At 72.5% G+C, this 16892-nt stretch carries 16 protein-coding genes and 1 pseudogene; 5 read left to right on the forward strand and 12 right to left on the reverse strand.

Annotated features, from left to right (window positions below; translation table 11 throughout):
• Positions 1 to 327 precede the first annotated feature (327 nt).
• The 3 genes and pseudogenes from AB0C59_RS02565 (at position 328) to AB0C59_RS02575 (ending at position 2835) form a co-directional block, all read left to right on the forward strand.
• Positions 328 to 1692 carry an MBL fold metallo-hydrolase gene (locus tag AB0C59_RS02565; RefSeq protein ID WP_363000290.1) on the forward strand — a complete coding sequence of 455 codons (1365 nt, stop codon included), beginning with the start codon at positions 328 to 330 and terminating at the stop codon, positions 1690 to 1692.
• A gap of 38 nt (positions 1693 to 1730) precedes the next feature.
• Positions 1731 to 2095, forward strand: a pseudogene (locus AB0C59_RS02570) (rhodanese-like domain-containing protein).
• Positions 2092 to 2835 carry a sulfite exporter TauE/SafE family protein gene (locus AB0C59_RS02575; protein WP_363000291.1) on the forward strand — a complete coding sequence of 248 codons (744 nt, stop codon included), beginning with the start codon at positions 2092 to 2094 and terminating at the stop codon, positions 2833 to 2835. Before AB0C59_RS02570 ends, AB0C59_RS02575 begins: the two are co-directional and overlap by 4 nt.
• A 21-nt stretch (positions 2836 to 2856) precedes the next feature.
• Here AB0C59_RS02575 and AB0C59_RS02580 read toward each other — a convergent pair whose 3' ends face one another.
• On the reverse strand, positions 2857 to 3135 hold the full coding sequence (locus AB0C59_RS02580) for a metal-sensitive transcriptional regulator (RefSeq protein ID WP_363000605.1): 279 nt from the start codon (positions 3133 to 3135) through the stop codon (positions 2857 to 2859).
• An 84-nt stretch (positions 3136 to 3219) separates the two neighbouring features.
• Between AB0C59_RS02580 and AB0C59_RS02585 the strand changes: the two genes are divergently transcribed.
• Positions 3220 to 3786, forward strand: a complete 567-nt coding sequence (locus AB0C59_RS02585; RefSeq protein ID WP_363000292.1) for a rhodanese-like domain-containing protein — start codon at positions 3220 to 3222, stop codon at positions 3784 to 3786.
• 592 nt (positions 3787 to 4378) lie between these two features.
• A complete protein-coding gene (locus AB0C59_RS02590; protein ID WP_363000293.1) occupies positions 4379 to 4648 on the forward strand; it encodes a hypothetical protein in 270 nt (89 codons plus the stop codon).
• A 137-nt stretch (positions 4649 to 4785) separates the two neighbouring features.
• Here the strand turns inward: AB0C59_RS02590 and AB0C59_RS02595 are convergent, their stop codons facing one another.
• From AB0C59_RS02595 to AB0C59_RS02645, 11 genes are all read right to left on the reverse strand, one after another.
• Positions 4786 to 5121 (reverse strand): beta/gamma crystallin domain-containing protein, encoded by a 336-nt coding sequence (locus tag AB0C59_RS02595; protein WP_363000294.1) that lies wholly within the window; start codon positions 5119 to 5121, stop codon positions 4786 to 4788.
• Positions 5122 to 5244: 123 nt separating this feature from the next.
• On the reverse strand, positions 5245 to 5931 hold the full coding sequence (locus AB0C59_RS02600; protein ID WP_363000295.1) for a 2OG-Fe(II) oxygenase: 687 nt from the start codon (positions 5929 to 5931) through the stop codon (positions 5245 to 5247).
• Between the two features lie 176 nt (positions 5932 to 6107).
• A complete protein-coding gene (locus tag AB0C59_RS02605) occupies positions 6108 to 6653 on the reverse strand; it encodes a methylated-DNA--[protein]-cysteine S-methyltransferase (protein WP_363000296.1) in 546 nt (181 codons plus the stop codon).
• Positions 6654 to 6690: 37 nt separating this feature from the next.
• Positions 6691 to 7491: an MGMT family protein gene (locus AB0C59_RS02610; protein ID WP_363000297.1), complete on the reverse strand. Its 801-nt coding sequence runs from the start codon at positions 7489 to 7491 to the stop codon at positions 6691 to 6693.
• The gene (locus AB0C59_RS02615) at positions 7488 to 8078 is read right to left on the reverse strand and encodes an RNA polymerase sigma factor (protein ID WP_363000298.1); all 591 of its coding nucleotides are present in this window, start codon (positions 8076 to 8078) and stop codon (positions 7488 to 7490) included. The genes AB0C59_RS02610 and AB0C59_RS02615 overlap by 4 nt, the downstream gene beginning before the upstream one ends.
• 52 nt (positions 8079 to 8130) lie before the next feature.
• Entirely contained in the window at positions 8131 to 8958 is an 828-nt protein-coding gene (locus AB0C59_RS02620) for an AfsR/SARP family transcriptional regulator (RefSeq protein WP_363000299.1), read from the reverse strand.
• A 458-nt stretch (positions 8959 to 9416) separates the two neighbouring features.
• Positions 9417 to 10637 (reverse strand): methionine adenosyltransferase, encoded by a 1221-nt coding sequence (metK, locus tag AB0C59_RS02625; RefSeq protein ID WP_363000300.1) that lies wholly within the window; start codon positions 10635 to 10637, stop codon positions 9417 to 9419.
• Between the two features lie 34 nt (positions 10638 to 10671).
• Positions 10672 to 12081, reverse strand: coding sequence for a lyase family protein (locus AB0C59_RS02630; protein WP_363000301.1), 1410 nt, complete (start codon positions 12079 to 12081; stop codon positions 10672 to 10674).
• Entirely contained in the window at positions 12078 to 14048 is a 1971-nt protein-coding gene (locus tag AB0C59_RS02635) for an FAD/NAD(P)-binding protein (RefSeq protein ID WP_363000302.1), read from the reverse strand. Before AB0C59_RS02635 ends, AB0C59_RS02630 begins: the two co-directional genes overlap by 4 nt.
• Before the next feature lie 61 nt (positions 14049 to 14109).
• On the reverse strand, positions 14110 to 15123 hold the full coding sequence (locus AB0C59_RS02640; protein ID WP_363000303.1) for a methyltransferase: 1014 nt from the start codon (positions 15121 to 15123) through the stop codon (positions 14110 to 14112).
• A 2-nt stretch (positions 15124 to 15125) separates the two neighbouring features.
• Positions 15126 to 16844 carry a class I adenylate-forming enzyme family protein gene (locus tag AB0C59_RS02645; RefSeq protein ID WP_363000304.1) on the reverse strand — a complete coding sequence of 573 codons (1719 nt, stop codon included), beginning with the start codon at positions 16842 to 16844 and terminating at the stop codon, positions 15126 to 15128.
• Positions 16845 to 16892 lie beyond the last annotated feature (48 nt).

Genomic DNA, 16892 nt, shown 5'->3' on the forward strand with positions numbered 1-16892 from the left:
GCGGCGCCGCTTCCCTACCGACCTACCGTGCGGGCCGACCCGCCCCGCATCGCTGACGGAGTTCCGCATCGGCAACCAAGCCCCACGATCCCTCCGGCGCCTGCTGTACCGCCCACGCCACCGGACTCCCCGCAAAGAGCTGTCCGCACCCGCCGGCAGGCCCGGGACGGGCCAGGGGCGGGTTGCAGGTGCCGAGGATCAGGTGGTCCTCCATGTCCGGCGGCCGGCCGATCGGGGCGGCTCCTGACGGAATATACCCCCGGGGGTATCTGTTACGGTGGTGAGCAGATACCCCCGGGGGTAATTTCCACTGTAAGGAGTACCGGCGTGTTCTTCGTTGACACCATCGAGCTGGAAGGTCTCGGCAACCGCAGCTATCTGGCCGGCGGTGAGAGCGCCGCGGTAGCGGTGGACCCGCCGCGCGACATCGACCAGGTCCTGGCGGCCGCCGCCCGGCGCGGTGTGCGGATCTCCCACGTCGTGGAGACCCACGTCCACAACGACTACGTCACCGGCGGCCTCGAACTCGCCCGGATCACCGGAGCCCGCTACCTCGTACCGACCGACGCGAACGTCGCCTACGACCGCGTGCCCGTGGCGGACGGCGACACCGCGGACATCGACCCCGGCAGCGGGGTGACGCTGGAGGCGATCGCGACCCCGGGACACACCCCGCACCACACCTCCTACGCGCTGCGCGAGGCGGGGCGTGCGGTGGCCGTCTTCACTGGCGGGTCGTTGCTGATCGGCACGGTGGGACGGACGGACCTGGTCGAGCCTCGGCTGACCGAACGGCTGGCCCGCGCCCAGCACGCCTCCGCCCACCGCCTGGCCTCCGATCTTCCCGACGAGACGGCGGTGCTGCCCACGCACGGCTTCGGCAGCTTCTGCTCCTCGGCCCAGGCGGAGGGGGAGGGGAGCACCATAGGCAAGGAGAAGAGCGCGAACACCGCGCTGACCGTCGACGTGGACACCTTCGTCGCGGACCTGCTGGCCGGCCTGGAGGTCGTGCCCGCCTACTACGCGCACATGGGCCCGGCCAACGCTGACGGCCCTGCACCGCTCGACCTGACCCCGCCCGCCCTCGTGGACGCCGACGAGATCGCCGCCCGCCTCGTGGCCGGTGAATGGGTCGTCGACCTGCGCAACCGTGTCGCGTTCGCCGAAGGGCACGTGGCCGGGTCGTTCAACTTCGAGGCCGACGGCAAGCTCGCCACCTACCTCGCCTGGATGATCCCCTGGGGTAAGCCGGTCACCCTGCTCGCCGAGTCCGCCGAGCAGCTCGCCGACGCCCAGCGTGAGCTGGTGCGGGTGGGCATCGACCGCCCGGCCGCCGCCGCCACCGGCACCCCCGCCGCCTGGCTGCCCGCCGGACAGGCCCCGGCCTCCTTCCCCCGCTCGACCTTCGCCGGACTCGCCGCACACAGCGGCGACGGGGTAGTGGTCCTGGATGTGCGCCGTGACTCCGAGCGGGCGAACGGCTGGATCGAAGGGTCGGTGCACATCCCCGTCCACGAGCTCCACGGCCGCCTCGCCGAGGTTCCACCCGGGACGGTGTGGGTGCACTGCGCAGGCGGTATGCGGGCCGCGATCGCCGCGTCCCTGCTGGACGCCACCGGCCGCGACGTCGTCGCCGTAGACGACGGCTTCGCCGCCGCCGCCGACGCCGGCCTGCCCCTGACCGCCGGCTGACACCCGCCCACCGCACGAGAAGGAAAGGGGAGAACCCGATGTTCCTCTTCCGCCGCGGCCGGCCCCGCGTCAACGTGGACCAGGCCCACAGTCGCACCAGCGGCGACACCCCGGACGCGATCCTGCTCGACGTCCGCGAAAGGCCCGAACGGAACGCGGGCCACGCCCCCGGCGCCGTCCACGTCCCCCTGTCGCACCTCGTCGCCGGAGCCGGCCCACCGGCCCAAGCCGCCGACCGTTCCCTGGTGGTGATCTGCCGCAGTGGACACCGCTCCCGGCAGGCAGTGGAACTCCTCATCCAGCGCGGCCGGCAGGCCGTCGACGTCAAGGGCGGCATGAACGCGTGGGCCGCGCCGGACACCCCGTCCTCGACGAACGCGGGAACCACGGCCGAATAGCGTGACCGCCCTCGTTCTCGCCCTCATCGCCGGAGCCGTCGTCGGCCTCGCCCTCGGAGCCCTGGGCGGCGGCGGCAGCGTCCTGGCCGTCCCTGCCCTGATCTACCTGCTCGGCTTCACCCCGTCGGCGGCCACCGCAGCCAGCCTGATCATCGTGGCCGCCACCTCCGCCACCGCCCTGTACGCCCACGCCCGCGACGGCCACGTCGCCTGGAAAGTCGGATTGCTCTTCGTCGCCGCCGGCATCATCCCCGCCTACCTCGCGGGAGCCGCCGCCGGGCGTGTGCCGGAAGCCGTGCTGACCGTCGCCTTCGCGGTGATCGCGGCACTGGCGGCCGTGCGGATGTTCCGCCCGTCCTCATCGAGGCCGCCGCGGCGGATACGGCCCGGCAGAGCGGCCGGGGCAGGCGCCGGACTCGGCGCGGTGACCGGCTTCCTCGGCGTCGGCGGCGGCTTCCTCGCCGTCCCGGCCCTGGTGAGCGTGCTCGGCCTGACCATGCGGCGGGCGGTGGGCACCAGCCTGCTCGTCATCACTGTCAACTCACTCGCCGCCCTGATCGCCCGTACCGGGACCGGTGGTGGTCTCGACTGGGCGCTGATCGGGCCGTTCACCGGAGCGGCGATCCTCGGCGCCTGGGACGGCAGACGCCTCAGCGTCGGAGTCTCCGGCGACAGCCTGCAAAAGGTCTTCGCCGGGGTGCTCCTGGCGGTGGCCTTGTTCATGCTGATCGACGTGATCGCATGAGCACCACGGCCACCGCGTCCGTCAGGCCAGGGACAGGAACAGCTTCTCCAGCCGCGCCCGCATCTCATCGCGGTCACCGGCCGCCTGGCCACCCTCGGCCATGCAGTGCTGCAGCCCGGTCGCGATGATCGCGAACCCGGCCCGGTCGAGCGCACGGGAGACCGCCGCGAGCTGCGTGATCACATCCTCGCAGTCCCGGCCCTCCTCGATCATCCTGATGATCCCCGCGATCTGGCCCTGAGCCCGCCGCAGCCGATTGAGGACCAACTTCAGCTCGTCGGCCGCCATCTCAAGCTCCACCATCCACCTCCATAAATACCCCTAGGGGTATCATACCGGGTTCGGCAACCGCTCCCGGAACGCCAGCGGAAGGACCGCCCCCACATGTCCACCACCGACGCCCTCATCCCCGCCCAGGCCGCCGCCCGCCTCGACGACTGCACCGTCATCGACGTGCGCACCCCCGGCGAATACGCCTCCGGCCACCTCCCCGGCGCCCACAACATCCCCCTCGACCACCTCCACACCGCGCTGCCCGCCCTCAGGGCAGCAGCCGCCCGCAGCACCCTCCTCATGGTCTGCGCCTCCGGCAACCGCTCCACCACCGCCCGCACCGAACTCGCCGCAGCCGACATCCCCGCCACCACCCTCACCGGCGGCACCACCGCCTGGGCCGGCGAAGGCCACACCCTCCACCGCCCCGACGACGCCGCGGCCGTCTGGCCCATGGAACGCCAGGTCCGCCTCGCCGCCGGCGCCCTCGTCGTCCTCGGCCTCACCGTCGGCGCCCGCTGGCGCCCCGCCCGCTGGCTCTCCGCGGCCATCGGAGGCGGCCTGGTCTTCTCCGCCGCCACCAACACCTGCGGCCTGGCCGCCGCCCTCGCCAAACTCCCCCACAACCAGCCCCGCGCCACCGACCTCCACGCCACCCTCCGAGCGCTGCAGGACTGATACGGCCGTCGCGGGTGAAAGCCGCTGCACTGGTCGCGCGTGCTCTCCGGCCGACCGGCAGGCCGACCGGCACGCCGACCGGCGGCAGTGCGGCAGGCGGGCGAGGGACGCGGGCATCTTCCTCTGGTCCGTCCGATAGCCTGGTCCTGGCCGGTGGCCCGTGTGTCAAGCGGCAGCCGTGAGGCGGACGAGTCCGCCGAGCGCGAGCAGTCGTGGAGGACAGCCGACGGCCTCGGTGCCGGCAGCCGTCGACACGACGTCGTCACGGCCCTGTCGGGGCAGGGCCGCAGACACCACCCGTGCGACGAGGGCGCTGGCCGCGACAGATGGTGCCCCGGCAGGCCCGCGCTGCGGTCCTCACCGCGGCGGCCGCCGAGAGGTGGCGTGCGGGGGGCCCTGGAGTCGGAGCCGGTCGGCCCCCGGCTGTGGCAGGGCGCCCGGCGCAGCGGCGTGTCGCGCCGCGCCAAGTGGGTTGGTACGCACTGCTGTTGTGCGGGAACCTTCCTTCCCGGCTCCGGTCGGTACCGCCGTGAAAAGTCCCGCCGCTCGGTGAACTTCCTGCCCGGTAGCGAAGATACCGATGGAGGAGTTCATGAAGTCCTGGCGCACACGTATCGCTCTCGGTCTCGCCGTGGGTGCCGCCGCGGTCACCGTGCCGGTGACCGCGGCGACCGCGTTCGCCGCCGGCCCCCCGCCCGGTGACGGCTGGCAGGCGGTCGGGGGCGAGTCGTTCGACTCCTGGCAGAAGTGCTACGACCAGATGCAGAGCGACCTGAAGCAGAACCCCAAGTACCACGAGGCCACCTGCGTCAGCGACCCGCAGCCCGGTCTCCCCGACTTCTACGCGGAGTGGATGCGCTGAGCCCGTTCCTCACGGACCTGCCTCGGACGATCCCCCGAACCTGAGGGCTCGTTGTGTCGAAGGAGCCCCACTGGTCGTGCCAGTGGGGCTCCTTCGTTTCTGACGGGAGTGAGGCCGCGGTCGTGGCGGCGGCAGCTCTAGTAGATCTTGATGTACGTCAGTTCCTGGTTGAGGCCCTCGACGTCCGTGATCGACTGGTTCTTCTCGATGGTGTAGTTGCGGCCGCCGAGCGTGACCAGGACGCGGTTGTTCCCCGCCTCTATCTTGTTCACGTTGTAGATGTGGACGTACTGGGAGCCCGCGTTGGCGAAGCAGAGCACTCCCGAACCGTTGTAGTTCGTGACCTTGAGGAAGTCGCTGCGGCCGCCGCAGTCCGTACGGCCGAGCGCGGAAGCCGAGCTCACCGGGATGAGCACGGACAGGGCGGCCGTGGCGGCGACGGTGAGTCCGATCCGCTTGATCGCGCGATTCATCGAGTCTCCTTCAACATGCGGATGTGCAGAAGTGCAGGTTGCGAACATGCAGTTGTGGAGATGCGAGAACCGCGCTCCCCGTTCCCGCCGGTGCCGGGTTCCTCGGAGGGAGTGCTCGTCGTGTCACGGGGCGTCGTGGAAGATCACGCCGAGGACGTGCCGTTGGCCGTCGTGCACCGCGCTGACCCCGTGGCGCAGGTTGAAGCGGCTCCAGCCCCGTGTCGACCGGACCGGACGGTCGTGCACCGCGAAGATCAGGCCCTGCCCCTGGCCCGGTCGCTTCACCGTCGGACGGGACTGGGCGCGCGGACGCTGCTCGACGAAGACGCTCTCGCCCCCGGTGAAGTCGATGTCGGGACGGTCCAGCATCACCGCCACCTGCAGCGGGAACGTCAGCTCGCCGTAGACGTCCTGGTGCAGGCAGTTGTAGTCGCCCGGGTCGTAGCGCAACAGCAGCGGCGTGGGCCGTGTCTGTCCGGCCGCGGCGCACGCCGCCGTGAGTTCGGCGTGGGTCTGCGGGAACCGGGGCCGGTCCAGGCGCTCCGCCCACTGGTTGGCGATCCGGGCCAGCGGCGGATACAGCTTCGCGCGCAGAGCGGTCACCACCGGAGGCAGGGGAGCGGCGAAGTAGCGGTAGCGGCCGCTCCCGAAGCGGTGGCGGCCCATGTCGACGGTGCTGCGGAACACCTCGTCCCGGTCGAACAGCCCGCGGATCTCCTCGCAGGCGTGCGGCGACAGCAGGGGCGGAGTGACGGCGACGCCCTCGGTGTCCAGTGCCGTGGTCAGCGAGGGCCAGTCCAGTGCGTCCACGGCGGGCAGGTCGATCGTGTCGTCGGTGCCGGCGGCGTCGGGCGCGGGGGGAGTGCGGCCGTGTTCCAGGCCCGGCAGGTGAGGGGTGTGGTAGCTGGTCAGTGTCGGCTCCGCGGTCGTGGAAGGGGACGGGGACGGGCGCCGGAGGCGGGGGAAGTGCTCCGGCGCCCGCCGGTTCAGAGGGAGGCCGCGGGGGTGCGGTCGTGCTCCAGGTCGAGCAGGAACCGCTTGGCGGCGACACCGCCGGCGTAGCCGGTCAGGCGACCGCCCGAGCCGACGACCCGGTGGCAGGGAAGCACCACGCACAGAGGGTTCGCGCCGAGTGCGGTGCCCACGGCGCGCGCGGCCCGCGGCCGTCCGAGCGCGGCGGCCAGCTCGGCGTAGGTGCCCGTCACCCCGTACGGGAGAAGTCCGTCCAGCCGTTCCACGGTCGTGCGGCTGAACGGTGTGGCCAGGCGGAGGTCCACGGGTACGGTGAACGTCCGGCTGCGGCCGCCGAGGTACGCGTCCAGCTGTCGGGCCGCCTCTTCCAGAATGCGCAGCTGGGCGGGGCCGGCCGCGTCGGCGTCCACGGCGGTGAGGCCACCGCGGGTGAGCCGGGCCCGCGCCTTCTCGCGGTCGTCGAAGACGCACAGCACCAGTGCGTCGTCGGTGGCCGCGAGGGTCAGCGGGCCCAACGGGGAGCGGTGCGTGGCGAGTGCCGCGGTGGAGGGGGTGCGCATGGGGCGGGACCTTTCTGGTGCTCAGGGGCGCGCCGGGTCAGACGGTGATGGGCCGGCAGCTCTTGCAGGCCCGGTAGCCCGCCTCGCGGGCGTCCTGCGCGGTGCGGAAGTGCACCCGGTGCCCGGGAGTGATGCGGCGGGCGTGGGCGCAGGTCGGATGGCAGTAGATGAAGGTGGTGTCGCTGCCGAGGAAGACCGCCCCGGCCTGGGACAGCTCCTTCACCCGGCGCATGTCGATGTGCTCCGCCTGGCGCAGGGCCGCGCCGGCCTTCGGCAGGTAGGCGGCGTCGCACGGCGATCCGTTGTCGTGCGTGACCCGGTGGCACGGTATGAGCACGGCGACCGGGTTGGCCGCCAGCGCGCGCAGGACGTCGGAGGCCGAGGGCGGACTCGCGGTGCCGGCCTCGCGCACGATCCAGCTGAGCGGCCGCAACTGTCCCGCGGGGATGTTCCGCACGGCCTCCAGGACCGCGCGCTGCTGCGCGGGCAGCCCGGACAGGTCGATGGGCAGTCGGCGGCCCCGGCCCGTGCGCAGCGCGGGGATGAGCCCGGGCAACGGCTTGCTGCCGGGGATCGCCGAGCGGCCGGTGCGTTCACGGTGCAGTTCCTCGAAGCCGGTCGGGGTCAGGCCCGCCGAGTCCAGGCACGCACCGGTCACGGCCTGAGGGCTCGCGGCCACGAACAGCCCGCCCGCGGCCGTGTCGAGGCGCACGTAGCTGTCGTAGTGGTCCGCGGAGATGCCCACACGGCGCAGCACGCGCAGCGCGAAGTCCTCCGGCGCGGCCGATGCGAGGTCCGGCAGACGTCGCGCGACCGCGTCGCCGTTGCTTTCGTTCACATCGTCACCTCCTTCAGCGACTTCGGCTCCAGGTCGAGCAAGCGTCTCAGGGCGGCCAGCCCGCGGGAGACCTGGGCCTTGGCGGTGCCGACCGCGCAGCCCTGCACCTCGGCCACCTCCGCGTAACTCATACCGACGACATGGTGGAGAACGACCGGTATGCGATGGTGCTCGGGTAAGGCCGACAGCGCCGTGACAAGGCGCGACCGGTCCTCCGTCGTCGCCGCGCGCTCCTCCGGGCCGGGGCTGAGGTCCGGCCAGACGTCCATGGTGTCCTCCACGGGCAGCCCGGCCGTGACCGGGCGCCGTTTCCGTGTTCGGACGTGATTGCGCCACACGTTCGCCGCGATGGTCATCAGCCACGCACGGGGACGCAGCTCACGTCGCCGTGCGGGGGCGTACTCCTGCAGGGCCGTGTAGGCGCGCAGAAACGTGTCCTGTCCCAGGTCGTCCGCCTCGGCGGACGAGCCGGAGACCCGGTACAGGAACGCGTGCACCGCCCCGGCGTGCACTCGGACCAGCTCGGTGAAGCCGGCTTCGAGGTGCGCCGCCAGGAGTTCGGTCAGCTGCTCTGCCTTGTCGTCCATCACTGAGACAAACACCGTCCGAGGGTCAGGTGTTGCACACGTCCAGGAGCGGTCATCGACGGGTGACCGGAGCGTCCAGTGCCGCGCTGCCGACCAGGACCGCCTGATGCAGGCGCCGCAACCGGGGCACGGGCTCGATCCCGAGGGAGTCGCCGAGCGTCCGGCGCAGGCTGTGGAAGACGTCGCTGGCGCGTTTGGGCTCGCCCGAGCGGTACAGCGCCACCATCAACTGGGCGTGCACGTTCTCGTGGGTGGGGTGGCGCGCGACCAGGTCCTTCAGCTCGTCGACCAGCTCGCGATGCCTGCCGAGTGCCAGGTCGGCCTCTATGCGCTGCTCCAGGACCACCTGCCGGGTCTCCGCCAGTTCCGCCAGGTGCGGTGAGCTGAGGGGTCCCGCGCTGACGTCGGACAGCGCCGGCCCGCGCCACTGCGCGAGGGCCAGCCTGAACATCTCCGAGGCCGTCCGGTGGTCGCCGGAGGCGGCCGCCAGGCGTCCCTGCCTGGTCAGCTCCGTGAACCGGAAGCGGTCGAAGTCGGCTGTCTCCAGGGAGAGCTGGTAGCCCTGGTTCCTGGTCAGGAGCAGCTGGCTGCGGTCGCTGTGGGGGCCGCGCAGGGCCTGCCGTATGTGGAGCACGTAGGTCTGGAGCGTGGACATCGCGCTCTTGGGGGGAGTCGTCCCCCACAACTCGGTGATGCAGTCGCTGGCGCGCACCATCTGCGGCGTGTGCAGCATGAGAAAGGCGAGGAGCTGACGGGGTTTCGGTGCGCTCGGTACCAGATTTTCCTCGGTGTCGCACAGTAAAAGGGGGCCAAGAATGCCTGAATCCATGAAGAGTTTCCGTCCCCGTAAATGCCATAACACTTCGAACTGGCATTCCATTTCGAGTAAGGCTAGAAGGGTGCCGTATCGGTGTCAATCCGATGTTCAGGCAACGAAATCCGGCGGATTCTCGTTCCGTGGCGACCGGTGCCCCGTCGGCGCCGTGGTACGCCTCGGAGGCCCCCGGCGAACCGGGTGCCGACGTCAGCCGCTCTGTCACGTCCATCACTGGGACAAACACCGCCCGGGAGTCAGGTGTTGCGGGTGTTCAGGAGTGTTCATCGGCGGGTGGCCGGATCGGTCTCCGCCGTATCCGGGGGGTGAACATGATCCTTCGGGGATTTCCCGAGTTCGGCGCAGGCCGCGGAAGGTTTCACGCGCGCGTGGCCGGGTCGCTCGGCCAGTTCCGGAATCCTTCCGGGGCGGTTAATCAGGTCGGCTGACCGGTTTTTTCGATAGGGAGAAATGACGACGCGGCCCCGGACCGCAGGGGTCCGGGGCCGCGTTCGCGGGGTCGGCTACCGCCCGGCGGCCCGGCGCAGCGCGTCGACGCGGTCGGTCCGCTCCCAGGTGAAGTCGGCCAGTTCGCGGCCGAAGTGACCGTAGGCGGAGGTCTGGGCGTAGATGGGGCGCAGCAGGTCCAGGTCGCGGATGATGGCGCCCGGGCGGAGGTCGAAGACCTCCGTCACCGCCTTCTCGATGGTGGCCTGCGGGAGGGTGGCGGTCCCGAAGGTCTCGACGAAGAGGCCGACGGGCTCGGCCTTGCCGATGGCGTAGGCGACCTGCACCTCGCAGCGGGCGGCCAGTCCCGCGGCGACGACGTTCTTGGCGACCCAGCGCATCGCGTAGGCGGCGCTGCGGTCGACCTTGGAGGGGTCCTTGCCGGAGAAGGCGCCGCCGCCGTGGCGGGCCGTACCGCCGTACGTGTCGATGATGATCTTCCGGCCGGTCAGGCCCGCGTCTCCCATCGGGCCGCCGATCTCGAAGCGGCCCGTGGGGTTGACCAGCAGGCGGTAGCCCTCGGTCTCCAGCTTGACGCCCTCCTGGGCCAGCTCGTCCAGGACGTGCTCGACGACGTGTTCGCGCACGTCGGGCGTGAGCAGGGAGTCCAGGTTGATGTCACTGGCGTGCTGGGAGGAGACGACGACGGTGTCGAGGCGCTTGGGCTTGCTGCCCAGGTACTCGATGGTGACCTGGGTCTTGCCGTCCGGGCGCAGATAGGGCACGGTCCCGTCGCGCCGCACCTCCGACAGGCGGCGTGACAGCCGGTGGGCCAGGTGGATGGGCAGCGGCATGAGGCTGGGCGTCTCGTCGCAGGCGTAACCGAACATCAGGCCCTGGTCTCCCGCGCCCTGGTGGGCCGGCCGGTCCTCCCGCACCGGCGCGGTGTCGTCACGCCGCAGCTCGTAGGCGGTGTCGACGCCCCGGGCGATGTCGGGGGACTGGCCACCGATGGAGACGGACACGCCGCAGGAGGCGCCGTCGAAGCCCTTGGCGGAGGAGTCGTAGCCGATCTCCAGGACCGCTTCGCGGACGAGGGCGGGGACGTCGGCGTACGCGCTGGTGGTGACCTCGCCCGCGACATGGACCTGACCGGTGGTGATCAGGGTCTCCACCGCGACGCGGGACAGGGGGTCCTGGGCGAGGAAGGCGTCGAGAATCGTGTCGCTGATGCGGTCGGCGACCTTGTCGGGATGACCTTCGGTCACCGATTCCGAGGTGAAGAGCCGGGCAGACATGGGAACTCCTGGTGTCGGGACGACGAGGCGTGCGTCAGGACGTGCGATGGCGTTCCAGGGCGTGGTCCACCAGGGAGGCGGCCGCGCCGGTGTAGGTGGCGGGATCGAGCAGGTCCGCCGTTTCGCCGGGGCCCAGCGCGGGCCCGATCCGGGGGTGTTCGGCGAGGACGTCGGCCAGGGGCCGTCCGGTGCGGGTGGCCGTCTCGGTCGACTCGGACAGCAGCCGCTTGGCCTCCGCCTTGCCGAACAGGGGCGCCAGGACCGCGACGATCCGCTCGGACGACATCAGGTCGCCGGTCGCGGCCGCGTTGGCCCGCATACGCTCCTCGTGGACGACGAGCCCCTCGCACAGTTCGACGGCGGTGTGCGAGGCGCCGCCCGCCAGCCGCAGGCACTCGCGCAGCAGCAGCCACTCGGCGTGCCAGACACCGGCCGAGCGTTCGTCCTCGGTCACCAGGCACTGCGTCAGCGCGCCCGCCAGCGCGGGAACCTGGAGCGCGGCCGAGCGGATCAGGGTGGCCAGCACCGGATTGCGTTTGTGCGGCATCGCCGAGGAGGCGCCGCGCCCGGCCACGGGCGGCTCGGCCACCTCACCGACCTCGGTGCGGCCCATCGACTGCACGTCCACGGCGATCTTCCCGAGCGCCCCGGTCACGAAGGCGAGGGCCGCGGCCGCGTCGGCGACGGGCGCGCGCAACGCGTGCCAGGGCAGCGGGGCCGTGGCCAGCCCGGTCTCGGCCGCGAAGGCCTTCGACAGCGCCGCCGCGTACGCCGCCGCGTCCGCGGCCGGCGCGCCGTCCACCGCCGAGTACTGCAGATACCCGGCCAGAGTGCCCGCCGCACCGCCGAGTGAGACGGGCAACCGGCCGTCGAGCAGCCGGCCCACGCGGTCGGCCGCCTCGCGCACCAGCAGCCCCCAGCCCGCCGCCTTGAGCCCGAACGTGGTCGGAACGGCGTGCAGGGTCAGCGTCCGCGCGGCCATCAGCGTGTCCCGGTGCCGTGCCGCCAGCCGGTCCAGTGCCGCCACCGTGCGCAGCAGGTCGGCGTGGACCAGGCGCAGCGCCCGGTCGCAGACCAGCATGGCGCCGGTGTCGAGGATGTCCTGACTGGTCGAGCCGCGGTGCACGAACTCGGCGGCCTCCGGGTCCTCCTCGGCGACGACCGCGGTGAACGCGCGGATCAGGGCCACCACCGGGTTGGCGCTCTCCCGCGCGGCCACGGCGAGCCCGCGCAGGTCGAGCCGCTCCGCGCGGGCGGCCCTGGTGATCGCCGCGGCGGCCGGGGCGGGCAGCGTGCCCAGCCCGGCCTGGGCGCGCGCCAGCGCCGCCTCCGCGTCCAGCATCGCCTGGAGCCAGGCCTCGTCGCCGACCGCCCGCTCCACCGGAGTGCCCGCCCGCACCGGGGAGAGCAGCCCGGAGTCCAGCCCCGCCTGATGTGCCGTCATGCCGATGCCTCCGTCAGTGTCATGCCGCAACGCCGTCGGGAGGCGTCCGGGGAAGCGGGTGCGAGGGCCAGTACGGCCCGCGCGATGGCGTCGGAGTCGCCGAGGGTCACCGAGTTGACCCCGGGCCTGATGCCGGCCGCAGTCACCCAGTGCACCGCCTCCGTCGGCACCCCGTACGCGAAGCGCCGCGGATGGCTGCGGCCGTAGGCGTCGACCAGGTGGTACGGGCGGTCGGTGACCTCCAGCCCGCCCGTCTCGTAACTCGTGCCGCACGCGCCGGGGATGCGGAAGGGACGGCACTGGCCGGTGGACAGCAGCTCGCGCAGCAGCGGATCGGAGGTCCGGCGCAGGTCCGGTGCCGGCAGACGCGCCTCGACCAGCACCCGGGCGCGCACGGGGGCGGCCCCCGCCCCCTCCGACTCGGCGACGAACGCTCCCGCCGTGCCGTCGACCCGCACCCGCATGCCCGGACCGATCAGATCCAGGACACCCGCCTCGAGCAGCCCGATCAGCTCCTCGACGCGGGAGAAGGGCGGCCCGATCGACAGGAAGGCGTTGAGCGGGGTGTACCAGCCCTCCACCTCGTCCCGGTAGGAGGTGCCGTCGAGGCCACCGTGGTCGAGCGCCAGCCGCACCTCGTTGCGCAGGTCGCGCAGCACGTCCAGCGCCGCCTTCAACGGCCCGCTCACGTTGCCCGCCCGAGCCTCGCGCACGTCCTGGCGCAAGTACTCCAGCATCCAGCCGCGGAACTCCGCCCGATCGGCGAACTCCCCGCCGCCGTGCGGCCGGAAGACGCGGTCCCAGTCCCACCGCTCCTCACGTGCGATGCCGTACGCGTCGAGCAGCTCGTCGGCGGGGGCCAGGCCCTCGGGCAGCGAGACGAACCGCTCCACGAACTCCTCCCGCTCGGCCCCCCGGCCCCGGGCGGTCAGCAGCGCCCCGTAGTAGACGCTCTCCACCTCCCGGGTGATCAGCGGCCACAGGTCGCTGCCGAAGTACACGCGCTCACCGTCCACGGCGCGTTCCCGCAGCGCCGACACCACCTTCTCGGTCAGCACACGCGGCTCGTGACGGCCGTGCGCGCCCTTCTCGTTGGCGCCGCGGGCGTGGTAGGGGATGCCGCGCCGGGAGCCCGCGACGATGTGCGGCTCCCGGCCGGAGGGGCGGTAGACGAGCCGGTCGCCGACGCGGTCGAAGCGGCCGCCGCGCCCCACGGTGAGCAGCGCCATGTGGTCGAAGAAGTTCAGGCCGAGCCCGCGCAGCAGCACGGTCTCGCCGGACCGCACGTCCGACAGGTCCAGGTCGGCCGGGTTGGACGGCAGGACGTGCAGCAGCCCCTGGGCTCGCGCGCGCTGCCACAGCTGCCGCTCGGCGGGGGAGACGTCGACCGGCACATGGCCCTGGGACAGGACGACCGCGTCGAGGCCGTCGAGGACCTTCCCGTCGGACAGGGCGACCTGTTGCGCGCCGTCCTCGGACCGCTCCCGCAGGGCGACGGCCCGGGCCTGGTGCACCCGCACCCGCACGTGCGCGGGGGCGTCGGACACCACCCGGGCGAAGGCGTCCTCCAGGTAGCGGCCGTAGAAGGCGCGGGAGGGGTAGTCGTCCTCGCCGAGCCGGCGCGCCTCGGCGAGGACGGCCTCGTCGTACAGCGGCGCCCCGCCGAGGCCGTGACCGAGCGTGCGCGCCCACTCGTAGAGACTGGGCCCCGGCTCGACGGGGCCGGCCATCTGCACACTGGTGTCGGTGAACACGGTCACCTGCGAGGCGACGGTGTTCATCAGCAGCACCCGCGACTGCCCGGTGCGCCACACCCGCCCGGCTCCGGGGCGGTAGGGGTCGACGACGTGCACGGTGACCGCCCGGTGGGCGGGCGCGGCGCGTTCGTTGGCGCACAGCCGCTCCAGTACCGACAGACCGCGCGGTCCCGCACCGACGAGGCACAGGTCGAGGTCACCGCTGAGCATAGGTGTACTCCATAGGTGTACTCCCTTGGTGTCAGGAGAGGGCTGGGACGGTGGGGTCACCTCAGACCGGTGCGGCGACCAGCAGACTCGTCTCGAGGGCGAGGGAGTGCACGCTCCGCAGCCGCAGGCCCGCGGCGCCCAGGACGGAGCGGTATCCCTCGAGGGTGCGCTCGCGGCCGCCCGCGGCCATCAGCAGATGCAGGTCCCACAGCAGCGGCAGCACGGGTGCCGTGCCGTCGGTGGCGACGACCCGCTCCAGCACCAGCAGCCGGCCCGAGTCCGCCATCGCCTCACGGATGTTGGCGAGGAGCGTCACACAGCGTTCGTCGTCCCAGTCCTGCAGCACCCGGGACAGCAGGTACACGTCGTGGCCCGCGGGGACCTTGTCGAAGACGTCGCCCGCGACGGTCTCGAAGCGGTGCGCGTCGACGGTGGCGCCCAGGTGCCCCTCGGCCACCGGCAGCATGTGCGGCAGGTCGAAGACGGTACCGGTCAGGTGCGGGTGGGCCTGGAGCACGGCCGACAGCAGCAGGCCGCTGCCGCCCGCCACGTCGACCACGGTGTGCGCCGACGTGAAGTCGAAGGCCGCCGCCGCCTCGGGGAAGAACACGTTGCCGGCGTTCATGGCGCGCAGGAACCGCGGCCCCGCGTCGGGCTCCTCGCGCAGGTGGGCGTGGAGCGTGGTGCCGAAGGCGTGCTCGAAGCCGGAGGTTCCGGTGCGGATCGCGGGCACCACCGCGCCCCACGCACGGTGGAACTCCTCCCCGTACAGCAGCACCATGTCGCGCATGGACTGCTCGCCGTCGGCGACGAGGAGCGCGCCCACGTCGGTGAGCCCGTAGCCCGCCTCCTCGTCGCCGGTGAACACGCCGAGTGCCGCGAGCAGCCGCAGCAGCCGCGCGAGGCCGTCCTCGCTGGCACCCGTGGCCTCGGCCAGCGCCGGGACGGTGCCGTGTCCCGCGGCGATGTGGTCGGGCAGGGACAGCGCGGCCGCCGCGTGCAGGGCCTGGGCCCGCCAGGTGCCGGTGATCAGGTCCACCACCTGACGTGCCGCCGTCGTCTCGGTACCGGGCATGATCAGACCTTCCGTACGGGGGCGGACACGGCGAGCGCGGGGTCGCCGGTGCGGGACAGGGCCGTGCGCAGGCGCTCGCGCAGCACACGTTTGAGGACCTTCCCCGTGACGCCGACGGGGAGTTCGGCGCGGTCGGCGGCCACCAGCAGCCCGCCGAGCGGTGCCAGGCCCTCGCGGGCCAGGGCCGCGTTGCACGCCCTCAGCAACCGGGCCGCGTCACGCCGGGTGCCGTCGGAGAAGAGGGCGACCGCCAGGGGACGGGAGCGACCGGGAGCGGCGGGATCGTCGACCGCGACGACCGCGGTGTCCAGCGCCTGCGTGGCGAGCAGGACGACCTCCTCCACCGGGAGGCTGTGGACCGGCCCCTCGGCGGTGTGGATCACGTCGGGGGTGCGGTCGAGGTGGTACCAGGTCCCGTCGCTGTCGCGGCGCATGACGTCGCCGGTGAGGAAGTAGCCGTTGACCGTCGACTCCCGGGTGAGGTCCGGCTCGTCCAGGTAGCCGGCGGTGATGCTGGGGGTCCGCACACCGAGCCGGCCGGCCTGCCCGTCGGGCAGTTCACGGCCCTGCTCGTCGAGCACCGCCGCCTTGCGCACCACTTTCGCGGGCTGCCCGATGTGGCGTGCGTACCGGGTCGTCTCTGGTGTGTAGGCCTGTTTGAACAGCACCATGCCCATCTCCGACGACCCGAGTCCGTCGAGGTAGCGCGAGCCGTTCAGCACCCTGCCGTTCTCGGTGCGCCGGCCCAGCGCGATCAGCGGGCGTATGTGCCGCTCGTGGGAGGCGTCGCCCATGCCGTGCCAGGTGTGGATGTGCCGGGCGGCCTCGGGGCCGATCCTGTCGGCGGGCACCTCGGCCAGGGTCAGCGGGAAGGCCAGCACGGTGGTGGGGTGGAACAGGTCGATCGCCCGCGCCACGGCCTCGCCGCTCGCGTCGTCCAGGACCAGCGTCGGGATGCCGAGCAGGAGCGCCAGGCTGAGGTAGCTGATGCCCGCCGAGTGGCTGTGCGGCAGCGCGGTCAGCAGCCGGTCCGAGCGCAGCGACGGGAAGGACCACAGCCGTTCCCGCTTGCCCGCGAAGAACGAACCGTGGTGGAACACGGGGGCCTTGGGCCGACCGGTGGTGCCCGACGAGTGCGAGATCATGATCAGGTCTTCGTCGGCGTGCCGGTGCGGGAAGTCGGGTATCGGCCGGGGCGGCAGGGGAGCGGTGGCGGCGAGCGAGGCGATGTCCGCGACCTCGGGCGTGGCCTGTCCGGGGGCGTCCGCCGCCCAGGCGTCCGCGAGACCCTTGAGCAGGTCGCCGTCGCCCACCAGCACCGTGGTCCGGGTGCGCAGGAAGTACTCCGCGGCCGTCGCCGGGGCCATCCGGGGGTTGCAGTGCACGGCGGCGGCACCCAGCGACGTGATGGCGATGTGGTGGATCAGGCCCAGCAGCCCGTCGCGGGTGTGCAGTCCCACGTGAGCCCCCGCCCGCACCCCGCGGCCGCGGTACCAGTGGGCGTGGCGGATCACGGCGACACGCACGTCGTCCAGGGACATCGCCGACGGCTCGTCCGTCGCCCAGGTGGGGGAGGACACGTCGGGGTGGAACAGCAGCGGACGGTCCCGGTCCCGGGCGACGTGCCAGGCGTGCCAGAAGAAGTTCCCCGCCCCCAGATCCCGGTCGGCGTGGAGGCGAAGGCGCTGCGCGACGGACCTGTGCGTGCCGAACAGGAACATGGGAATACCTCACACTCCGCAGTGATGCGCCGAGTTCCCCGGTCACCG

The sequence above is a fragment of the Streptomyces sp. NPDC048664 genome (assembly GCF_040650555.1).
In the GTDB taxonomy this organism is placed as follows: Bacteria; Actinomycetota; Actinomycetes; order Streptomycetales; family Streptomycetaceae; genus Streptomyces.

Bases quoted from the DNA above. Each gene is read 5' to 3' on its own strand.
- AB0C59_RS02645 (WP_363000304.1), bottom strand. From the start codon at position 16,844: ATGTTCCTGTTCGGCACGCACAGGTCCGTCGCGCAGCGCCTTCGCCTC.
- AB0C59_RS02635 (WP_363000302.1), bottom strand. From the start codon at position 14,048: ATGCTCAGCGGTGACCTCGACCTGTGCCTCGTCGGTGCGGGACCGCGC.
- AB0C59_RS02585 (WP_363000292.1), top strand. From the start codon at position 3,220: ATGTCCACCACCGACGCCCTCATCCCCGCCCAGGCCGCCGCCCGCCTC.
- AB0C59_RS02620 (WP_363000299.1), bottom strand. From the start codon at position 8,958: ATGGAATGCCAGTTCGAAGTGTTATGGCATTTACGGGGACGGAAACTC.
- metK (WP_363000300.1), bottom strand. From the start codon at position 10,637: ATGTCTGCCCGGCTCTTCACCTCGGAATCGGTGACCGAAGGTCATCCC.
- AB0C59_RS02595 (WP_363000294.1), bottom strand. From the start codon at position 5,121: ATGAATCGCGCGATCAAGCGGATCGGACTCACCGTCGCCGCCACGGCC.
- AB0C59_RS02640 (WP_363000303.1), bottom strand. From the start codon at position 15,123: ATGCCCGGTACCGAGACGACGGCGGCACGTCAGGTGGTGGACCTGATC.
- AB0C59_RS02590 (WP_363000293.1), top strand. From the start codon at position 4,379: ATGAAGTCCTGGCGCACACGTATCGCTCTCGGTCTCGCCGTGGGTGCC.
- AB0C59_RS02630 (WP_363000301.1), bottom strand. From the start codon at position 12,081: ATGACGGCACATCAGGCGGGGCTGGACTCCGGGCTGCTCTCCCCGGTG.
- AB0C59_RS02615 (WP_363000298.1), bottom strand. From the start codon at position 8,078: ATGGACGACAAGGCAGAGCAGCTGACCGAACTCCTGGCGGCGCACCTC.
- AB0C59_RS02605 (WP_363000296.1), bottom strand. From the start codon at position 6,653: ATGCGCACCCCCTCCACCGCGGCACTCGCCACGCACCGCTCCCCGTTG.